Source organism: Haloarcula hispanica ATCC 33960, assembly GCF_000223905.1.
Lineage (GTDB): Archaea > Halobacteriota > Halobacteria > Halobacteriales > Haloarculaceae > Haloarcula > Haloarcula hispanica.
The window spans coordinates 694,794-710,038 of the sequence record NC_015948.1 but is presented as its reverse complement, the minus strand read 5'-3'; the positions used below and the strand labels follow the sequence as shown (position 1 = coordinate 710,038).

General features: G+C 63.7%; 17 protein-coding genes and 1 tRNA gene. 15 read left to right on the top strand and 3 right to left on the bottom strand.

The window, feature by feature from the left end:
* Window positions 1-50: 50 nt before the first annotated feature.
* The 15 genes from coaBC to HAH_RS03590 all read left to right on the top strand — a co-directional run bounded on the left by coaBC (window position 51) and on the right by HAH_RS03590 (window position 13,682).
* Window positions 51-1,217 (top strand): bifunctional phosphopantothenoylcysteine decarboxylase/phosphopantothenate--cysteine ligase CoaBC, encoded by a 1,167-nt coding sequence (gene coaBC / locus HAH_RS03660; protein WP_014039694.1) that lies wholly within the window; start codon window positions 51-53, stop codon window positions 1,215-1,217.
* Window positions 1,218-1,368: 151 nt separating this feature from the next.
* Entirely contained in the window at window positions 1,369-2,412 is a 1,044-nt protein-coding gene (locus tag HAH_RS03655; protein WP_044952163.1) for a monovalent cation/H+ antiporter subunit E, read from the top strand.
* The gene (locus tag HAH_RS03650; RefSeq protein ID WP_005535719.1) at window positions 2,405-2,680 is read left to right on the top strand and encodes a cation:proton antiporter; all 276 of its coding nucleotides are present in this window, start codon (window positions 2,405-2,407) and stop codon (window positions 2,678-2,680) included. The genes HAH_RS03655 and HAH_RS03650 overlap by 8 nt, the downstream gene beginning before the upstream one ends.
* On the top strand, window positions 2,677-2,997 hold the full coding sequence (gene mnhG / locus HAH_RS03645) for a monovalent cation/H(+) antiporter subunit G (protein ID WP_014039692.1): 321 nt from the start codon (window positions 2,677-2,679) through the stop codon (window positions 2,995-2,997). The genes HAH_RS03650 and mnhG overlap by 4 nt, the downstream gene beginning before the upstream one ends.
* Entirely contained in the window at window positions 2,994-3,539 is a 546-nt protein-coding gene (locus tag HAH_RS03640) for a DUF4040 domain-containing protein (protein WP_014039691.1), read from the top strand. Before mnhG ends, HAH_RS03640 begins: the two co-directional genes overlap by 4 nt.
* Window positions 3,536-4,009, top strand: coding sequence for a Na(+)/H(+) antiporter subunit B (locus HAH_RS03635; RefSeq protein ID WP_014039690.1), 474 nt, complete (start codon window positions 3,536-3,538; stop codon window positions 4,007-4,009). The genes HAH_RS03640 and HAH_RS03635 overlap by 4 nt, the downstream gene beginning before the upstream one ends.
* Window positions 4,009-4,365, top strand: a complete 357-nt coding sequence (locus HAH_RS03630; RefSeq protein WP_014039689.1) for a cation:proton antiporter subunit C — start codon at window positions 4,009-4,011, stop codon at window positions 4,363-4,365. Before HAH_RS03635 ends, HAH_RS03630 begins: the two co-directional genes overlap by 1 nt.
* Complete coding sequence (locus tag HAH_RS03625) at window positions 4,358-5,857, top strand: monovalent cation/H+ antiporter subunit D family protein (RefSeq protein WP_014039688.1); 1,500 nt, start codon at window positions 4,358-4,360, stop codon at window positions 5,855-5,857. The genes HAH_RS03630 and HAH_RS03625 overlap by 8 nt, the downstream gene beginning before the upstream one ends.
* Window positions 5,854-7,545: a cation:proton antiporter gene (locus tag HAH_RS03620; protein WP_014039687.1), complete on the top strand. Its 1,692-nt coding sequence runs from the start codon at window positions 5,854-5,856 to the stop codon at window positions 7,543-7,545. The genes HAH_RS03625 and HAH_RS03620 overlap by 4 nt, the downstream gene beginning before the upstream one ends.
* On the top strand, window positions 7,545-9,329 hold the full coding sequence (locus HAH_RS03615; RefSeq protein ID WP_014039686.1) for a Na(+)/H(+) antiporter subunit D: 1,785 nt from the start codon (window positions 7,545-7,547) through the stop codon (window positions 9,327-9,329). The genes HAH_RS03620 and HAH_RS03615 overlap by 1 nt, the downstream gene beginning before the upstream one ends.
* 194 nt (window positions 9,330-9,523) lie before the next feature.
* Window positions 9,524-10,039 (top strand): type IV pilin, encoded by a 516-nt coding sequence (locus tag HAH_RS03610; RefSeq protein WP_049891332.1) that lies wholly within the window; start codon window positions 9,524-9,526, stop codon window positions 10,037-10,039.
* Window positions 10,040-10,129: 90 nt separating this feature from the next.
* Window positions 10,130-10,618: a hypothetical protein gene (locus HAH_RS03605; protein ID WP_014039685.1), complete on the top strand. Its 489-nt coding sequence runs from the start codon at window positions 10,130-10,132 to the stop codon at window positions 10,616-10,618.
* Entirely contained in the window at window positions 10,615-12,510 is a 1,896-nt protein-coding gene (locus HAH_RS03600) for a hypothetical protein (protein WP_014039684.1), read from the top strand. The genes HAH_RS03605 and HAH_RS03600 overlap by 4 nt, the downstream gene beginning before the upstream one ends.
* A gap of 44 nt (window positions 12,511-12,554) precedes the next feature.
* Entirely contained in the window at window positions 12,555-13,124 is a 570-nt protein-coding gene (hpt, locus tag HAH_RS03595; RefSeq protein WP_004518711.1) for a hypoxanthine/guanine phosphoribosyltransferase, read from the top strand.
* A gap of 93 nt (window positions 13,125-13,217) precedes the next feature.
* Complete coding sequence (locus HAH_RS03590; protein ID WP_044951705.1) at window positions 13,218-13,682, top strand: hypothetical protein; 465 nt, start codon at window positions 13,218-13,220, stop codon at window positions 13,680-13,682.
* A gap of 146 nt (window positions 13,683-13,828) precedes the next feature.
* On the opposite strand, the gene HAH_RS03585 is transcribed toward HAH_RS03590, so the two are convergent.
* The 3 genes from HAH_RS03585 to HAH_RS03575 all read right to left on the bottom strand — a co-directional run bounded on the left by HAH_RS03585 (window position 13,829) and on the right by HAH_RS03575 (window position 15,227).
* Window positions 13,829-13,903 (bottom strand) — tRNA-Met (locus tag HAH_RS03585).
* Window positions 13,904-13,977: 74 nt separating this feature from the next.
* On the bottom strand, window positions 13,978-14,460 hold the full coding sequence (locus HAH_RS03580) for a GtrA family protein (protein WP_014039682.1): 483 nt from the start codon (window positions 14,458-14,460) through the stop codon (window positions 13,978-13,980).
* Window positions 14,460-15,227 carry a glycosyltransferase gene (locus HAH_RS03575; RefSeq protein ID WP_014039681.1) on the bottom strand — a complete coding sequence of 256 codons (768 nt, stop codon included), beginning with the start codon at window positions 15,225-15,227 and terminating at the stop codon, window positions 14,460-14,462. The genes HAH_RS03580 and HAH_RS03575 overlap by 1 nt, the downstream gene beginning before the upstream one ends.
* Window positions 15,228-15,245 lie beyond the last annotated feature (18 nt).

Genomic DNA, 15,245 nt, shown 5'->3' with positions numbered 1-15,245 from the left:
GCCCGCCGGAGAGACAGGGGCTTTTACCCCCGCACCGCGAACCGGCAGGTATGCTGACCGGAGTCAACGTCGTCCTGGGGGTGTCGGGGTCTATCGCGGCCGTCAAGACGGTGGAGCTCGCACACGAACTCCGACGACAGGGGGCGTCCGTCCGGGCCGTGATGACCGACAGCGCGACGGGCATCGTCCACCCGTGGGCACTCGAGTTCGCCACGGACAACGAGGTTGTTGCCGAAATCACGGGCAGTGTCGAGCACGTCGACCTCTGCGGGCGCTCGGGCTGGGGGGATGTGCTCTTGCTCGCACCGGCGACGGCAAACACCGTCGGGAAGGTTGCGGGAGCCATCGACGACACACCTGTGACGACGTGTGCGACGACCGCTCTCGGCGCGGACGTGCCGGTCGTCGTCGCGCCGGCGATGCACGAACCGATGTACGACCACCCCGGCGTGCTGGACGCCATCGACCGCGTCGAGTCCTGGGGGGTCGACTTCGTGGACCCGCGGATCGAGGAAGGGAAAGCCAAGATTGCAACGGAGGAGGCCATCGTCACGGCGACTGCACGGGCCGCGGACGACCGGCCGCTTGCAGACGAACACGTCGTCGTGACCGCAGGTGCGACCACGGAGTCAGTCGACCCGGTGCGGACGCTCTCGAACCGCTCCTCGGGGCGGACCGGCCGGGCAGTCGCACGGGCCTGTTACGCCCGCGGGGCCGACGTGACGCTCGTCCACGACGGGCCAGACGTGCCGTACGCCACCGTCGAGCAGGTCGAATCAGCCGCGGAGATGACCGAGGCCGTTCGTCGGGTCGCCGACTCGGCCGACGCGCTGGTCTCGGCGGCCGCCATCTCGGATTACACCGTCGAGCAGGCACCGGAGAAAATCAAGAGCGGACAGGCGGAACTGACGCTGACGCTGCAACCGACGCCGAAGCTCATCGACACCGTTCGGTCGGCCCACCCCGACCTCCCTATCGTCGGGTTCAAGGTCGAAACGGAGGGTGACGACGAGACGCTGATCGAGCGCGCCCGCGAGATACGCGAGCGGGCCGGGCTGACTTTCGTGGTCGCCAACGACGCGAGCGTGATGGGGGCCGACGAGACGCGCGCCCTGCTCGTCGACGCGGACACGGCCACGGAGTACGTTGGGGACAAGGAGGGACTCGGCGCTCGTGTCGCTGACGAAATCGGTGACCATCTGTCCAGTCGTGGCTGACCGCGTAACCGATTACGAAATAGTTTTGCGTGTTCCGTTGCTCCGGTCCGATAACGACAGTACTGCCCGACGAACCGCTATTCGGAGTTTCTAAACAGATACTGTGACTGTACTACCACCCCGTCGCCTGCTCGTGCCAGTAGCCGATTCGGTGACGGTCCGTAACACCGTCGCCTACGCCATTGAACAGGCCGAATCGGCGGCCAGAGAGGGACAGCAACAGGTATCCCTGCACCTCGTCGCCGTCGCAAGCACGCGCGCCGTCGACCCCGACGCGCAGACGGAACTCGGACAGGCCAAAGACCTGCTCGACCGCATCGAGGTCTGGCTCGACGAGGATCTGGGTGCTGACCCACCGTCGAACCTCGACGTGGAACTGGGCGTCATCGGTGCCGACCGCTACCTGTTCAGCCCCGGCGATTACGCCGACGTCATACTGGCCTACGCCGACGAACACAGCATCGAACGGGTCGTCCTCGATCCGGAGTTCAACCCGGGCGGCACGACGCCGATGCTCCGGCCGCTCGAAGTCGAACTCGTCCGGGGCGATATCGACGTCGAGACCGCACCCGTCGAGCGGCCGGCGCGGTCGACCGCGCTCGCTCGCGCCGCGACGCTCCCGAAGTATCTCACCATTTTCGGGGCGTCGTACCTGTTTTATCTGCTGTTGAGTTCGTACAAACCGCTGGATTTCCTCACTGGCGCGATAACGGCGACTATCGTCACTGCATTGCTTGCGCCGATCGCGTTCAGTCGCCAGCCGTCGCTGACACGGGTTCCGGGGCAATTCGCCCGGATGGCCCTCTACATCCCGTACCTCCTCAAAGAGATCGCAATTGCGAACCTCGAAATCGCCTACGTCGTCTTGCACCCGTCGCTGCCAATCGACCCCGAGATGGTCGAACTGGAGGCGGCCATCTGGGGAGACGGGCCGGTGACGACGCTGGCAAACAGCATCACGCTGACGCCCGGGACGCTCACCGTCAGCGTCTCCGAACAGGCGTTCGATATCCACTCGCTCACCGGAAGTGCGCGCGAGGACCTGTTCGACGGCGGCCTCGAACGGGCCGTCCGGTTCGTCTTCTACGGCCGGGAGGCCGCAGCGATTCCCTCGCCGCGCGAACGGGGGCAGGGGGACGGCGACGGCACAATCGAGAGCGACATCGACGACCCGGAGGTGGCCGACGATGATTGAGTTCGAGGCGGCGCTGCTGGCGATCGCCAGCGCGTTCGTCCTGTTCGCTATCGTGTCGCTGTACCGCGTGTTCGCGGGGCCGACGGACCACGACAGAGTCATCGCGGTCAACGTGATGGGGACGAACACCGTCATCGCTATCGCACTCGTCTCCGGCGCGCTCGATAAGCCGCTGTTCCTCGATATCGCGCTCGTGTACGCCCTGTTGAACTTCCTGCTCTCGATAGCGTTCTCGAAGTTCAACGTCGAACACGGGGGTGTGCTATGACGCCGCTGGAGTGGGGGATCGTCGTACTCGCACTGGTCGGTGCGTTCTTCGCTGGTGTCGCCTCGGTCGGCATCGTCAGACTGCCGGACGTGTACACTCGGACGCACGCGGCCTCGAAGAGCGATACGCTGGGTGCCGTCCTCGCTATCGGGGCCGCCGCGCTCGCGATTCAGACCGACCTCGCGACGATCAAAGCCGTCTTCCTGCTGGTGTTTATGTTTCTAACGAACCCCACCGCCGCCCACGCCGTCGCACGGGCGGCACAGGACCAGGGTATCGAGCCGTGGACTGCCGGCGATGAGGAGGGCGAGTCATGACGCTCTCGCTCATCGAGGGAGTGTTGCTGGTGTTCGTATTGTGCTGTGCTATCGGCGCGGCCGTACTCCGTGACGTGCTGGCGTCGCTGATGGCGTTTGCCGCCTACAGCCTCGGCATCTCCATTATCTGGGTGATGCTTGAGGCCCCTGACGTGGGGCTGACCGAAGCGGCTGTCGGGGCCGGCATCATGACGATCCTGTTCATCCTGGCGCTGGCAAACACCGTTCGGCCACAGGAAAACGGCCTGTTCGAGTCGATCAGCGTCCCGACCGTCGTCCTGGTCGGCGCGTTCGTCGTCGTCATGATCGCGACGGTTCCGTCGCTGCCTGCCGTTGGGGCGGAGGGCGCGGCAAACCCCGTCGTCAGCGGCGAGGTAACACAGCACTACATCGACAACGCATACGCGGACACGGAGGTCCACAACGCGGTAACGGCCGTGCTCGCGGCCTACCGTGGATTCGACACGCTTGGTGAGGCGGTCGTAGTCTTTTCCGCCGGCGTGGCGGCACTGACCGTCCTCAGACAGGAGGTGTTCGCATGAGTAGCGACGAGCGAACCGGGCTCTATGTCGAGAGCACGATCATCATGACGACGGTCCGCGTGGTGTCGCCGTTCGTCCTCACCTTCGCGCTGTTCGTGATGTTCCACGGCGCGAACTCCCCCGGCGGGGGATTCCAGGGCGGGGTCATCGCCGGGTCGGTCGTGATGATGCTCGCCTTCGCCTACGGCATCGACGCGGCCCGGGAGTGGCTCGACGTCCGCGTCGTCGCCGCGCTCGCGTCCGGCGGCGTGCTCACGTTCGCAGCAATCGGTCTGGGAACGATGCTCCTGGGCGGGAACTTCCTCGAATACCACCTGTACGAACAGTTCATCTCGCATGTGGTCGCTTACGCCATCGAACTCGTCGAACTGGGCATCGGTGGCATCGTCGCCAGCGTTGCCATCGGCCTCTTTTTCCTGCTCGCGGCCGGGTTCGGCCACGCCGTCGACGCACCGGAGGATGAGAGCTAATGTTTGAACTGCTGAACTCACACTACAACTACTTCGCGGTGATGCTCCTGCTGGGTATCGGCCTCTACATGCTCATCGAGTCCCAGAACCTCGTGAAGAAGGTCATCGGGATGAACATCTTCCAGACGGGCATCTTCCTGTTTTTCATCACGCTCGCGTTCCGGGCCGGCGGGGATCCGCCGATAATCAAGGAGGGTGGCGGCCCCTACGTGAGCCCGCTGCCACACGTCCTCATCCTGACCGCTATCGTCGTCGGGGTGAGCCTGACCGCCGTGGCGCTGGCGCTTATCATCCGCATCTACACCGAGTACGGGACGCTGGACGAAGACAAACTCAAACAGCTCTACTATGATTGAACAACTCCCTGTGTTACTGGTGGTCCTGCCGATTATCGGCGGCGCGGTGCCGCTGGTCGCCAGCCTCGTCAGCGACCGGGCAGGGTGGCCAGTCGCGACGCTGACGCTCGTCGGCCAGGCCGGTCTGGCCGGGCTGCTCGCGTGGACTGTCAGCGCGAGCGGGACCGTTTCCTACGCGGTCGGTGGTTTCGCCGCCCCGTACGGCATCGAACTCGTCGTCGACGGGCTCTCGGGGGCCGTCGCCCTGCTCGTGGCCGTCGTGTCACTGGGCGTGCTCGCGTACGCCCGACAGGCCGGCCCGCACTCGAACGCCTTCTACGGCCTGTACCTGCTGCTGGTCGCCGGCCTGACGGGGATGACCGTCACCGGCGACGTGTTCAATCTCTACGTGTTCCTCGAAATCACGGGGCTTGCAGCGTACGGCCTCGTAGCCAGTGGCCGGGACGCGAGCGCCGCCGTCGCGGCGCTGAAGTACCTCATCATCGGGACCGTCGGGGCCTCGCTGTATCTGCTCGGCGTTGGCTACCTGCTCGCGGCGACGGGGACGCTCAACATGGCCGATCTGGCGAGCAAACTCGGGGAGATGGCGGCCTACGACTCGACGCTCGTCCTGACCGCGTTCGGGCTGATGATCGGCGGGCTGACGGTGAAAGTCGCCCTGTTCCCGCTGCACACCTGGCAGCCAGACGCCTACGCGAACGCGCCGGACACCGTGAGCGCGTTCATCTCGGCGCTCGTCTCGACGGTTTCGGCGTACGCGCTCGCTCGCCTGCTGTTTTCCGTGTTCACCGTTGAGTTCCTGACGGCCGTGCCCGTCGCTCGCTGGGCACTGGTCGGCCTGGCCTGCGTGAGCATCATCGCGGGGAGCGCACTCGCCGTCTCACAGGACAGCGTCCAGCGGATGCTCGCGTACTCTTCGGTGTCGCAGTTCGGCCTCGTCGTCGCCGGATTCGCCATCGCGACCCCGCTGGCCGTCGTCGGCGCGACCGTCCACCTGCTCGGCCACGCAGTGATGAAAGGCGGGCTGTTCGCGGCAACGGGGGTCATCGAGCGTAAGACGGGCGCGACGACGGTGAACGGCTACGCCGGGATGGGGAGCCGCGTCCCGATTTCGGCGTTTTGCTTCGCCGTGCTCTCGCTGGCGATGGTCGGCGTGCCGCCGGCGGTCGGTTTCGTCGGCAAGTGGTACATCGTCCTCGGCGCGGTCAACGCCGAGAACTGGCCCGTCGTGGCCGTGTTACTCGCGAGTACCCTGCTGACGCTCGCGTACTTCGCCCGCCTCGTCGAGCGGCTCTACTTCGCCGAGGCGACCATCCACTCGGAGGAGACACCTGCTGAGGCTCCCGTGACGGACGGGAGCGGACAGGCGGTCTCGTTCGGGATGATCGCCGTCGTCGTCATCGCGGCCGCACTCGCGGTCGCGCTGACCGCAGCCGTACCGGAGTTACAAGCAATGCTTGAGGACACACTTCCACCCCTTCTAAACCAATGACTGATTCGCTACGCCCAATCCTGGCAATCCTCGTCTCGGCGGTGGCCATCCCCGCGATTCTCTCGCTCAAGGGCCGACCAAACGTACGGGAGGGGGTGACCCTATTCGTCGCGTTCGCGAAGTTCGGGATCATTGCGAGCATGGTCCCTGGCGTCCTGAGCGGGACAGAGTACGAGTTCGCAATCGGACAGTTCGCCACTGGAATCGAACTGGCGTTCAGCGTCGACCCGCTCGGGTTGCTGTTTGGCCTGCTCGCGAGTCTGCTGTGGATCGTCACGAGCTTCTACAGCATCGGCTACATGCGCGGGCTGAACGAACACGCCCAGACCCGATACTTCGCCTCCTTCGCCGCCAGCCTCGCGTCGGCTATCGGCGTCGCCTTCGCGTCGAACCTGCTGACGCTGTTCGTCTGTTACGAACTGCTGACGGTGTCGACGTACCCGCTCGTCACCCACGACGAGACAGACGAGGCCCGCGCCGCCGGCCGGAAGTACCTCGCGTACACCTTCGGCGGCGGCGTCGCTGTGCTGGGCGGGACCGTCCTCGTGTTCGTCCTCGCCGGGACGACCGCATTCACGCCCGGTGGCCTCGAAGGCCTCGCGACGGCCGACCCGACGTTAGCGCGGGCGGCCTTCGCCCTGCTTGCGGCCGGTTTCGGCGTCAAGGCCGCACTGATGCCGATGCACTCCTGGCTCCCGGATGCGATGGTCGCGCCGACGCCGGTGTCGGGCCTGTTGCACGCCGTCGCCGTCGTCAAAAGCGGCGTGTTCGGTATCGCCAGGGTCGTCCTCGACGTGTACGGAACCGGAACGATGGAGCAACTCGGCGTCGGCCTCCCGCTCGCCGCGATTGCGGCCTTTACCCTCCTGACAGCGAGTATCATCGCGCTCAGACAGGACAACCTCAAGCGGCGGCTGGCGTACTCGACGATAAGCCAGCTCTCCTATATCGTACTGGGACTGGGTCTACTCCACGGACAGGCGCTGACCGGCGGCCTGCTCCACATCCCCGCCCACGCGTTCATGAAGCTCACCCTGTTCTTCTGTGCCGGCGCGATCCACGTCGAGACCCACACCGACGACATCAGCGACATGGCCGGCATCGGGAAGCGGATGCCGCTAACGATGGCCGCCTTCGCCGTCGCTGCGGCCGGAATGGCCGGGATTCCGCTGGTCGCTGGCTTCGTCAGCAAGTGGTATCTCGTCATCGGCGCGCTGAGTCTCGATGGCGGGCTCGTATTCGCCGCCGCGTTGCTGGTCTCCGGCGTGCTCAACATCGCGTACTTCTGGCCCATCGTCTACCAGGCGTACTTCGAGTCGCCGGAGAGCCACGACGAGAAGCCGCTCATCGGGGGACCACTTGGCGGACGAGACGAGGTTCGGGCCGACGGCGGTGAGGACCACGAATCGGGCGCTGCCGACGGTCACTCCGACGAGGGCGATGTTCCGGACCCACAGCACGTCGACCATCTCGGCAAGCACCACGAAGAACACGAACACCACGGCGGCCCGCCCGCAGGCGGCTGGGACGACCGCGGCTGGCGCGGCGGCGAGAGTACGTGGTTTATGCTCGGGCCGATACTCACCGCAGCCACGCTGTCGCTCCTGCTGGGGACGGTGCCACACACGGCGATCTTCCTGCAAATCGTCGATACTATCGTCGAGAATCTCCCGGGGGTGGTCGTCTAATGTCGATGCTGACGACGGTTCCGCCGGTGGTCATACTGCTCGCGCTGGCAATCGTCGTGTCTCGACTCCCGCGGCGTGCCGGACACGCGGTCGGTGCGCTCGTCCCGGCGCTGGCGGTGCCATGGGCAGTCATGGTCCCTGAGGGTGCACACCTCCATGTAGACAGCTTCCTTGGCTTTGAGGCCGTCCTCCTGAACGTCGACCCGTTCTCCCGGCTGATGGGCATCATCTTCGGCCTCATCGCCGCCGTCGCTGTGCTCTACTCCTACGCCAGCGAGGCCGACACGACACAGACCGGCTTTGCCCTTTCGTACGTCGCGACCAGTTTCGGAGCCGTCTTCGCTGGCGACTGGCTGACGCTCATCTTCTTCTGGGAGCTGATGGCCGTCACGAGCACGCTCCTGGTGTGGCACTACGGCGGTAAGGCGGTCCGGGCCGGCTTCCGGTACGCACTGCTGCACGGCCTGGGCGGCACGCTGTTGATGGCCGCCATCCTCCGGCACTACGTCGAGGTGGAGACGTTCCTGTTCGCGTCGGTGCCGGGCGGCCCGGAGACGGCCGGCATCACGTCCGGGCTGGCCGCCGCGCTGGCCGCTATCGGTATCGGCGTCAACGTCGGCTTCGTCGGCCTGCATGCGTGGCTACCCGACACCTATCCGCGCCCGCACATCGCCGCCAGCGTCTTCCTCTGCGTGTTCACGACAAAGACCGGCGTCTACGGGATGTACCGCGCGTTCCCCAACGGCCACGAAGCCATCGCGTACATGGGCGGCGGGATGGCTATCTTCGGCGCGCTGTTCGCACTGTTCCAGAACGACATGCGGCGGCTCCTCTCCTATCACATCCAGTCCCAGGTCGGGTACATGGTCGCCGGCGTCGGTATCGGCTCGCCGCTCGCTCAGGCCGGCGCGTTCGCGCACGTATTCAACCACATCCTCTACAAGGGGCTGCTGTTCATGACCGCCGGTGTCGTCATCTACCGAACCGGTACGGAGAGCCTGAAGAAACTCGGCGGCCTCTGGCGAGAGATGCCTATCACCGCTGGGGCGTTCTCCGTCGCTGCGCTGTCTATCGCCGGCTTCCCCGGCTTCAACGGGTTCGTCAGCAAGGGCATCATCATCTCTGGAAGCCACTACACCTTCGGCAAGGGACCGCTCCCACTCGGTGAGTTCTATACGCTCGAGTGGATGCTGCTGCTGGGCGGCGTCGGCACGTTCATGTCGTTCATCAAGTTCGGCTACTACGCGTTCTTCCACGGCGAATACGACGGCAGCGTGCCGGACGCGAACCGCGGCCAAAGCATCGCCATGGTGTCCGTAGCCGCGCTCTGTATCATCTACGGTGTGTACGACACAGCCCTGTTCACTATCCTTCCGTTCGACGTGACGAGCGGGGCCGTCGTCGACCACGTCTACGAGACCTACACCATTCCCCATCTCATTGAGGGAGTCGCGCTCGCTGTCCTCGGACTGGTCGGCTTCGCGGTGACAAAGAAGCCCCTCTCGAAGCTCGGCCGCGTCCCGGACGTCGATTCGCTGTACAACCCCGCCGTCTTCTATGGCTCCCGCGGCCTCGTCGTCGGCGTGACCGAACTGTACGCCGCCGTCGACCGTGCAGTGGTCCGTGCGACGGGCATCATCACGCGAACAGTGACTTCCCCGAACGACGTGGTTGCACGGCTTCGTGACGACGACAGCCTCGCACATCCGATGCGGGCCGGTATCGGACTCAGCATCCTCATCCTCGCAGTCTTCGTTACGGTGGCACTGCTGGCCCTTTCATGATGTTCTAAAAACACCTTCTGTGATAATTGAGGGCACAGTCGGGGATATTTGGGTTCAAACACCTCAAAATAGTTGTTAGCAGGTGAGGTGATTACAGTCTCTGATAATACAGGTGCAGACTTATATATCTCCATAGCTACGATTCGATAAGCACGGCATAACAGGGGGACCTGTTGATGCGTGCGGACACAACAATGGAACTCAAACGATTCTTCAACGACGACGATGCTGTGTCGCCGGTCATCGGGGTCATCCTGATGGTCGCAATCACGGTCATTCTGGCCGCAGTAATCGCCTCCTTTGTGCTTGGTCTCGGTGACCAGGCACAGCAGGCAACGCCGCAGGCTAGCTTCTCGTGGGACTTTGATGAGAGTACAGGAGCCGATGGCTACGGTGTTGTGACAATAACTCATGACGGAGGAGATACGATCAATGGAGATGAACTCTATGTACGTGGAGAAGGAATCACAGATGCAGATGCCTCTTCACCAGGAGCAGACATCTCCGACTCTGATAAATATGATCTTGACGCGGACACTCCTAACGACCCAACCTTCGGGAACAGCAATACCATAGGTGCAACCGAAGTTTCAGCGGGAACTTCAATGAATGTCGCTGTGACGGACGCTTATGACCTAAGAGTGGTCTACGAGACTGCAGAAGGCGACTCCTCTGCAACACTCGCACAAGACTCTGGTCCGCAGGCGTAATTTATTCCGACTTTTTGATTTTTATAATCGACGAGCAACAGCACTCTCTCCACGATACTTTTATTGCCAGATATCTAGTGACTGGTAACAATGGAAAGAACGCGGGCTGTTGTCACCAGTGTGATAGCCATTATACTCGGCGTCACACTGCTTTCCGGCCCGCTGGTCCCCGGCGTCACGCTGGCATCCGAGCCAGAGTCGGTCGCACTCGAATCGGGCAATGTCACGGTTTCCACAGTTGAAATGCCGGAGGAAGTAACGATTGAGAAAGGGTCCTACGGCGCGGCGAGCTACTACCTCAGCGTGCCGCCAGTCCGCGTACACTTCGCGAATCGGACCGGGCGGCCGACACTCGTCTACGAACTCACAATCGAGGAACTGGGGTACACGCGGACGACGAATCACTTCTTGGACGACTCAGCCAGTGATACCTACGACCTGACGCTGGCGTCGGACACGTTCACCGACGGGGAGATAGAGCGCGAACAGTACAACGGAACAGTGACGGTGAGCAAGCGCGACGAGGCTGGCCACGGCGTAGTGGCGACGCGCAACGTCACGATATCGGTGGTCGAATGACGGCGACGGAGTTCGTCGGGCGTCTCCGACAGCGGACGCCCGCGCTGTCGAACACCCGCGAGACGGCATACTCGGTGCTGTTCGGCGACCGATTCGGCCTGGCTGTGTTTCTCGCCACGGTCGTGCTGTTCGGGCTGGTGTGGCGGACGGCGTTCCTGATAAACGATTCCTACACGCTGGCGAACGGGTTGTACAGCCTCTCGAACGGACAGCTAGCGATGACCGAGGCGGTCTACGGCCCCGGACTCGATACGCCGGGGGCGAGCAGGTACGGCGGCCAGTGGTACGCGCGCAACTACGGTGTCATCGTGCTCTCGTTGCCGGCCGTGTTCGTGCTCGACCTGCTCACCGCTGTCGTCGAACTCCGGATTGCACTGGTCGCGCTCTGGTCGCTCGCGCTGCTGGCACTGGTGGTCCAGTGCAGTCACTACACCGACGGCGACTGGGTCCTCTACGGCGGTACCGTTGCCGTGCTGGGACTGTTCGGGCTGAACGTCGCGCTGGCACAGCCACTCGACGCCGGCCGAACCCATCTGTACGCGCTGCAACTGACGCATCTCCTCATTGCGGCGTTCACACCGGTGGTTTTCTATCGGCTTCTCAGTCGGATGCACACGCGCCGGCTGGGGCTCCTGAGCGCCGTGGTGCTCACAGCCGGGACACCGCTGGCCTTCTGGGCGACGGTGCCAAAGCGCCACGCTGTCACCGGGACGGTGGTCGTCTGCATCGCGTACTGCCTCTATCGGAGCCGCAAGCCAGCGGATGGGCCGGTTATCACGCAGCGGCGAACCTTCCGCGCGCTCGCATATGCGCTGGTGGGATTGTACGCGTGGGTACACGCTCCGGAAGCGCTCCTGCTCTGTGTCGCCCTGGCACTGGTCGATATCCCGACAGCCCCGGACAACAGCCCACGAACGCTTGCTCGTATCGGCATCGTCTTCGCCCTCTCCCTGCTGCCGTTCATCCTCACTAATATCGCCATCTCCGGGTCGCCGATCAAACCCCCGAGGTTGATCTCCGGTGGCGGCTCCCTCGGGGGAGACGGAACAGGCGGCACGAGCGGTGGTGGCGGCAGTGGCGGGTCCGGTGGATTGCTCACGCCGCTGGCACCCTTGCTCGGGACTGTGGAAAGCGGGGTGCGGCCACTGCTGCTGCTTGGCGGCGAACTCGTTTCGGGACTCAAAACGCTCCAGCAACAACCAGATGACGTGTACCACGCGTTCGTGCGGTCGGGAAGCGCGGACGGTGCGCTCGATAACACCGGTGAGGAATCCGTCAATCTCTCGCTGCTCGAATCTGCGCCGGTACTCGTTGCTATGCTCGGCGCGCTTCCAGTCCTCCGACGGCTGCGTTTGCCCTCGTCGATGGCCGACCGGACGCTCAGCGCCGACCGTGTCGTGGACGCGTTCGCCATAACGGCGTTCGTCGGCGTCGTCCTGCTGTACAACAGCCGCTTGCCACTGCACGCACAGGTGACTGCCCGGTATCTGTTCCCGCTCTATCCGCTCGGCGTGTATCTGTTCGTGCGGCTCCCAGCGGTCCGCAAGAGCCTCGCGGATCACTGGGACGTGTTCCTCTGGACAGTTGCGGGGACAGTGTTGATCGGCGGGCAGGTGACCGTGGTGTTCGTCGCGCTGACGGTGAACGGCATCGGCGAAGCGTTCCAGTTGCACGCGCTGCTCGCGCTTGGAATCGCTATTCCACTCGGTATCTGGGCACTGTGTGGTCGCTCCGAAGACCGAGCCGGGCAGGCCGGTGCAGTGCTTCTCGGTGCCGCAACGGGCGTTGCGACGGTGTTTCTACTCCTGACCACCGTCGAGTACTACGCACTGGGTGATTCGCACCTCCTGCCGATGATGCGAGCGCTCGGTGAGTTGCTGGCACTCTACTGAGTCGGTGACGGAGAATTTTAGTACGGGCTTGTAGTACCGACGGCATGGACCGACTCAAGAAGTCCCTACTCGAAGCGCCAATTATCGAGAAGGAAGGCTATCACTACTTCGTCCACCCCATCAGCGACGGGGTCCCGATGCTTCGACCGGAACTTCTGCGCGAAATCGTCATCAAGATCATTCGGAAGGCAGAACTCGACGACGTCGACAAGATCGTCACACCGGCGGCGATGGGTATCCACATCTCCACAGCCGTCTCGCTGATGACCGACATCCCACTCGTCGTCGTCCGCAAGCGCCAGTACGGACTCGACGGTGAGGTATCGCTGTCTCAGGTGACCGGCTACTCCGAGAGCGAGATGTACGTCAACGACGTGTACGAGGGCGACCAAGTGCTCGTCCTCGACGACGTGCTCTCGACCGGTGGGACGCTGGCCGGACTCACGGGCGCGCTCGAAGACATCGGCGCGGACATCCGCGACATCGTCTGTGTCATCAAGAAAGCCGACGGGACGAACAAGCTCGACGAAGCGGGGTACGACGCCAAGACGCTGATCAACGTTCAGGTCATCGACGGCGAGGTCACCATCGTCGACGAGCACGGCGACGACTAGAGCGGCTGTTGATACGGTTCCTGTAGCGAAGCGAGGGCGAGCCGCCAGTAGTCACCAGTAGGCTTACAAAAACCTGAGCCGACACTGGCTGTTGTGTCCCCCTCCGTCCGGTCCCTCACGAAGGATTTCGCCGCACTGTTTAGTTCACTTGTCTTGCTTGGGCCACTGACGCTCGGGCTGCTCGTCTTCGCGGGCAGAATCACCACCCATCTAACAGGAGTCGTGGTTCCGGACCCGATTGGAACCATCGGCTTCAGCGTGGCCGCACTGCTGGCACTCTGGCTGGCGCTGGAGGGGGCGATGGTACAGCGACACGGGCTCGCTACGCTGGACCGCGGCGGTTCACTTCAACGTGCTGCCCGGTATCTGTTAGTCACCGTCACGACACTCGCCGGACTTATCGTCTCTGTCGGGTTTGTAGCGCTGTCGCTCCCGTGGGCATTCGAGACGCAGAACACGGCTGCACAGGTCCTTGGCGTGCTGCTCGTCGCGGCGTTGGTCGCCACGCTGTACCGAACACTCACAGCGGCCGGAGAAGGGTACAGCAAGGAGCAATAGCGGTGAACAGGCTGAAAGCAGTCTGCAGCGCGAGAACATTGGACGGTAGATTTGAACAACGCGACCACCTCGCTATCGCTCGGTGTTCTCTCGGTCAAATCTACTGGACTTCTCCAGTCGCTCACGGATTTGTGAGCGACAGAATATAGCGGGAGGTAGATTTGAACTACCGATCTGCGGGTTATGAGCCCGCCGGAATCTCCTGGCTATCCCATCCCGCTACCTTCTCGTAGTCCGGTCCCCTCATTAAGGGTTGTGATTCGAGTGCCGTCCGTGAGTTAGTAACGCGCTATTCTCACTCGTCCGCGTGGACCTGCCAGGTGAAGATGCTCTCGGCGACGTAGTTGACCAGCATCGCGACTCCAATCGCGAGCGGGCTCGCAGCGATAAACCACAGGTCAGTTCCGGCGACGACGAGTTCAACCGTCAGCCACTGCGTAAGCAGCCAGTAAACGGCGAGCTGTACCGCGACGCCGCCGGACCGGACCAGATGGGATTTCCCGAGCCGTTTGGCGAACGAACGGCGGCCGGTGTCACCCTGGCCGGCGAACGTCCAGTGTTCATTAACGAGAAACATCACCAGAATGGCCGTCTCGACGCCGGCGGCTTTGGCCCACATATCGCTGACGCCGAACGCCAGGCCAAGTACGGCGAGGACCGTGTTGTCGCTGATCGCGCCGACGACACCGACGGAGACGAACTGGCCGAACCGGACGCCCGACACGAGTGACTCGAACCGGTCGGGAACGACGCGGCGAACCTGCTGTTCGATGTCCATCATCGGTCTTTCTCGACAAGGGCAGTTGGTTCGTCGAGGTGATCGGCCAGAGCCGTGTGGAAGCGATCATCGCGCAGTTGCTTCGACCGGTGGCGGGCTGTCAACAGTGCCTCAAGCAGGTCTATCGACGTCCGTATCGGAGACACCGTCGAGCCGGGCTTGTCCTCCCACTCGATTGGGACCTCTTCGATAGACAGGTCCAGCGCCGCGGTGATAGCTATCAGTTCGACATCCCACGCGAAGCCGGGCTCGTACAGATGGTCACGGACGCGCTCCCAGGCGGCTGCGTCGATGGCTTTCGCACCGCACTGATAGTCGTACAGCCGCGCGTCGAGCAACCGGCCGGCGAGCCACGCAAAGCCGTCGCCGAGGAACCGCCGGGCGAACGTCTGATGGGTGGCGACCGTCGCGTCCGGGTGACGGCGGGAGCCAACAGCGAGGTCCGTTCGGCCGTCGGTGACCGGGTCCAGTATCCGTTCGAGCGAGCGGACCGGTGTCGACCCATCGGCGTCGACGAAGGCCAACACGTCGGTCTCCAGTCGCTCGAACCCGGCGGTGATCGCTGCGCCCTTCCCGCGACGGTAGGGCACAGTGTGGACCGCTGCCGGGAGCGAACGGAGCTGTGCAGGGACGCCGTCTCGTGGCGCATCGAGTTCGACGACAATAGTCCGCGGATTGAGGGCATCGTCGATAGCGGCGATATAGGTCCCGAGCTGGTCCATGTCGGGACGGTAGGCTGGGAGGACAACCCCAACGGTCGGCGACATTGCCGAGTAATCGGACAG

Bases quoted from the DNA above. Each gene is read 5' to 3' on its own strand.
- coaBC (WP_014039694.1), top strand. From the start codon at position 51: ATGCTGACCGGAGTCAACGTCGTCCTGGGGGTGTCGGGGTCTATCGCG.
- HAH_RS03650 (WP_005535719.1), top strand. From the start codon at position 2,405: ATGATTGAGTTCGAGGCGGCGCTGCTGGCGATCGCCAGCGCGTTCGTC.
- mnhG (WP_014039692.1), top strand. From the start codon at position 2,677: ATGACGCCGCTGGAGTGGGGGATCGTCGTACTCGCACTGGTCGGTGCG.
- HAH_RS03640 (WP_014039691.1), top strand. From the start codon at position 2,994: ATGACGCTCTCGCTCATCGAGGGAGTGTTGCTGGTGTTCGTATTGTGC.
- HAH_RS03635 (WP_014039690.1), top strand. From the start codon at position 3,536: ATGAGTAGCGACGAGCGAACCGGGCTCTATGTCGAGAGCACGATCATC.
- HAH_RS03630 (WP_014039689.1), top strand. From the start codon at position 4,009: ATGTTTGAACTGCTGAACTCACACTACAACTACTTCGCGGTGATGCTC.
- HAH_RS03625 (WP_014039688.1), top strand. From the start codon at position 4,358: ATGATTGAACAACTCCCTGTGTTACTGGTGGTCCTGCCGATTATCGGC.
- HAH_RS03620 (WP_014039687.1), top strand. From the start codon at position 5,854: ATGACTGATTCGCTACGCCCAATCCTGGCAATCCTCGTCTCGGCGGTG.
- HAH_RS03615 (WP_014039686.1), top strand. From the start codon at position 7,545: ATGTCGATGCTGACGACGGTTCCGCCGGTGGTCATACTGCTCGCGCTG.
- HAH_RS03610 (WP_049891332.1), top strand. From the start codon at position 9,524: ATGGAACTCAAACGATTCTTCAACGACGACGATGCTGTGTCGCCGGTC.
- HAH_RS03605 (WP_014039685.1), top strand. From the start codon at position 10,130: ATGGAAAGAACGCGGGCTGTTGTCACCAGTGTGATAGCCATTATACTC.
- HAH_RS03600 (WP_014039684.1), top strand. From the start codon at position 10,615: ATGACGGCGACGGAGTTCGTCGGGCGTCTCCGACAGCGGACGCCCGCG.
- hpt (WP_004518711.1), top strand. From the start codon at position 12,555: ATGGACCGACTCAAGAAGTCCCTACTCGAAGCGCCAATTATCGAGAAG.
- HAH_RS03580 (WP_014039682.1), bottom strand. From the start codon at position 14,460: ATGGACATCGAACAGCAGGTTCGCCGCGTCGTTCCCGACCGGTTCGAG.
- HAH_RS03575 (WP_014039681.1), bottom strand. From the start codon at position 15,227: ATGTCGCCGACCGTTGGGGTTGTCCTCCCAGCCTACCGTCCCGACATG.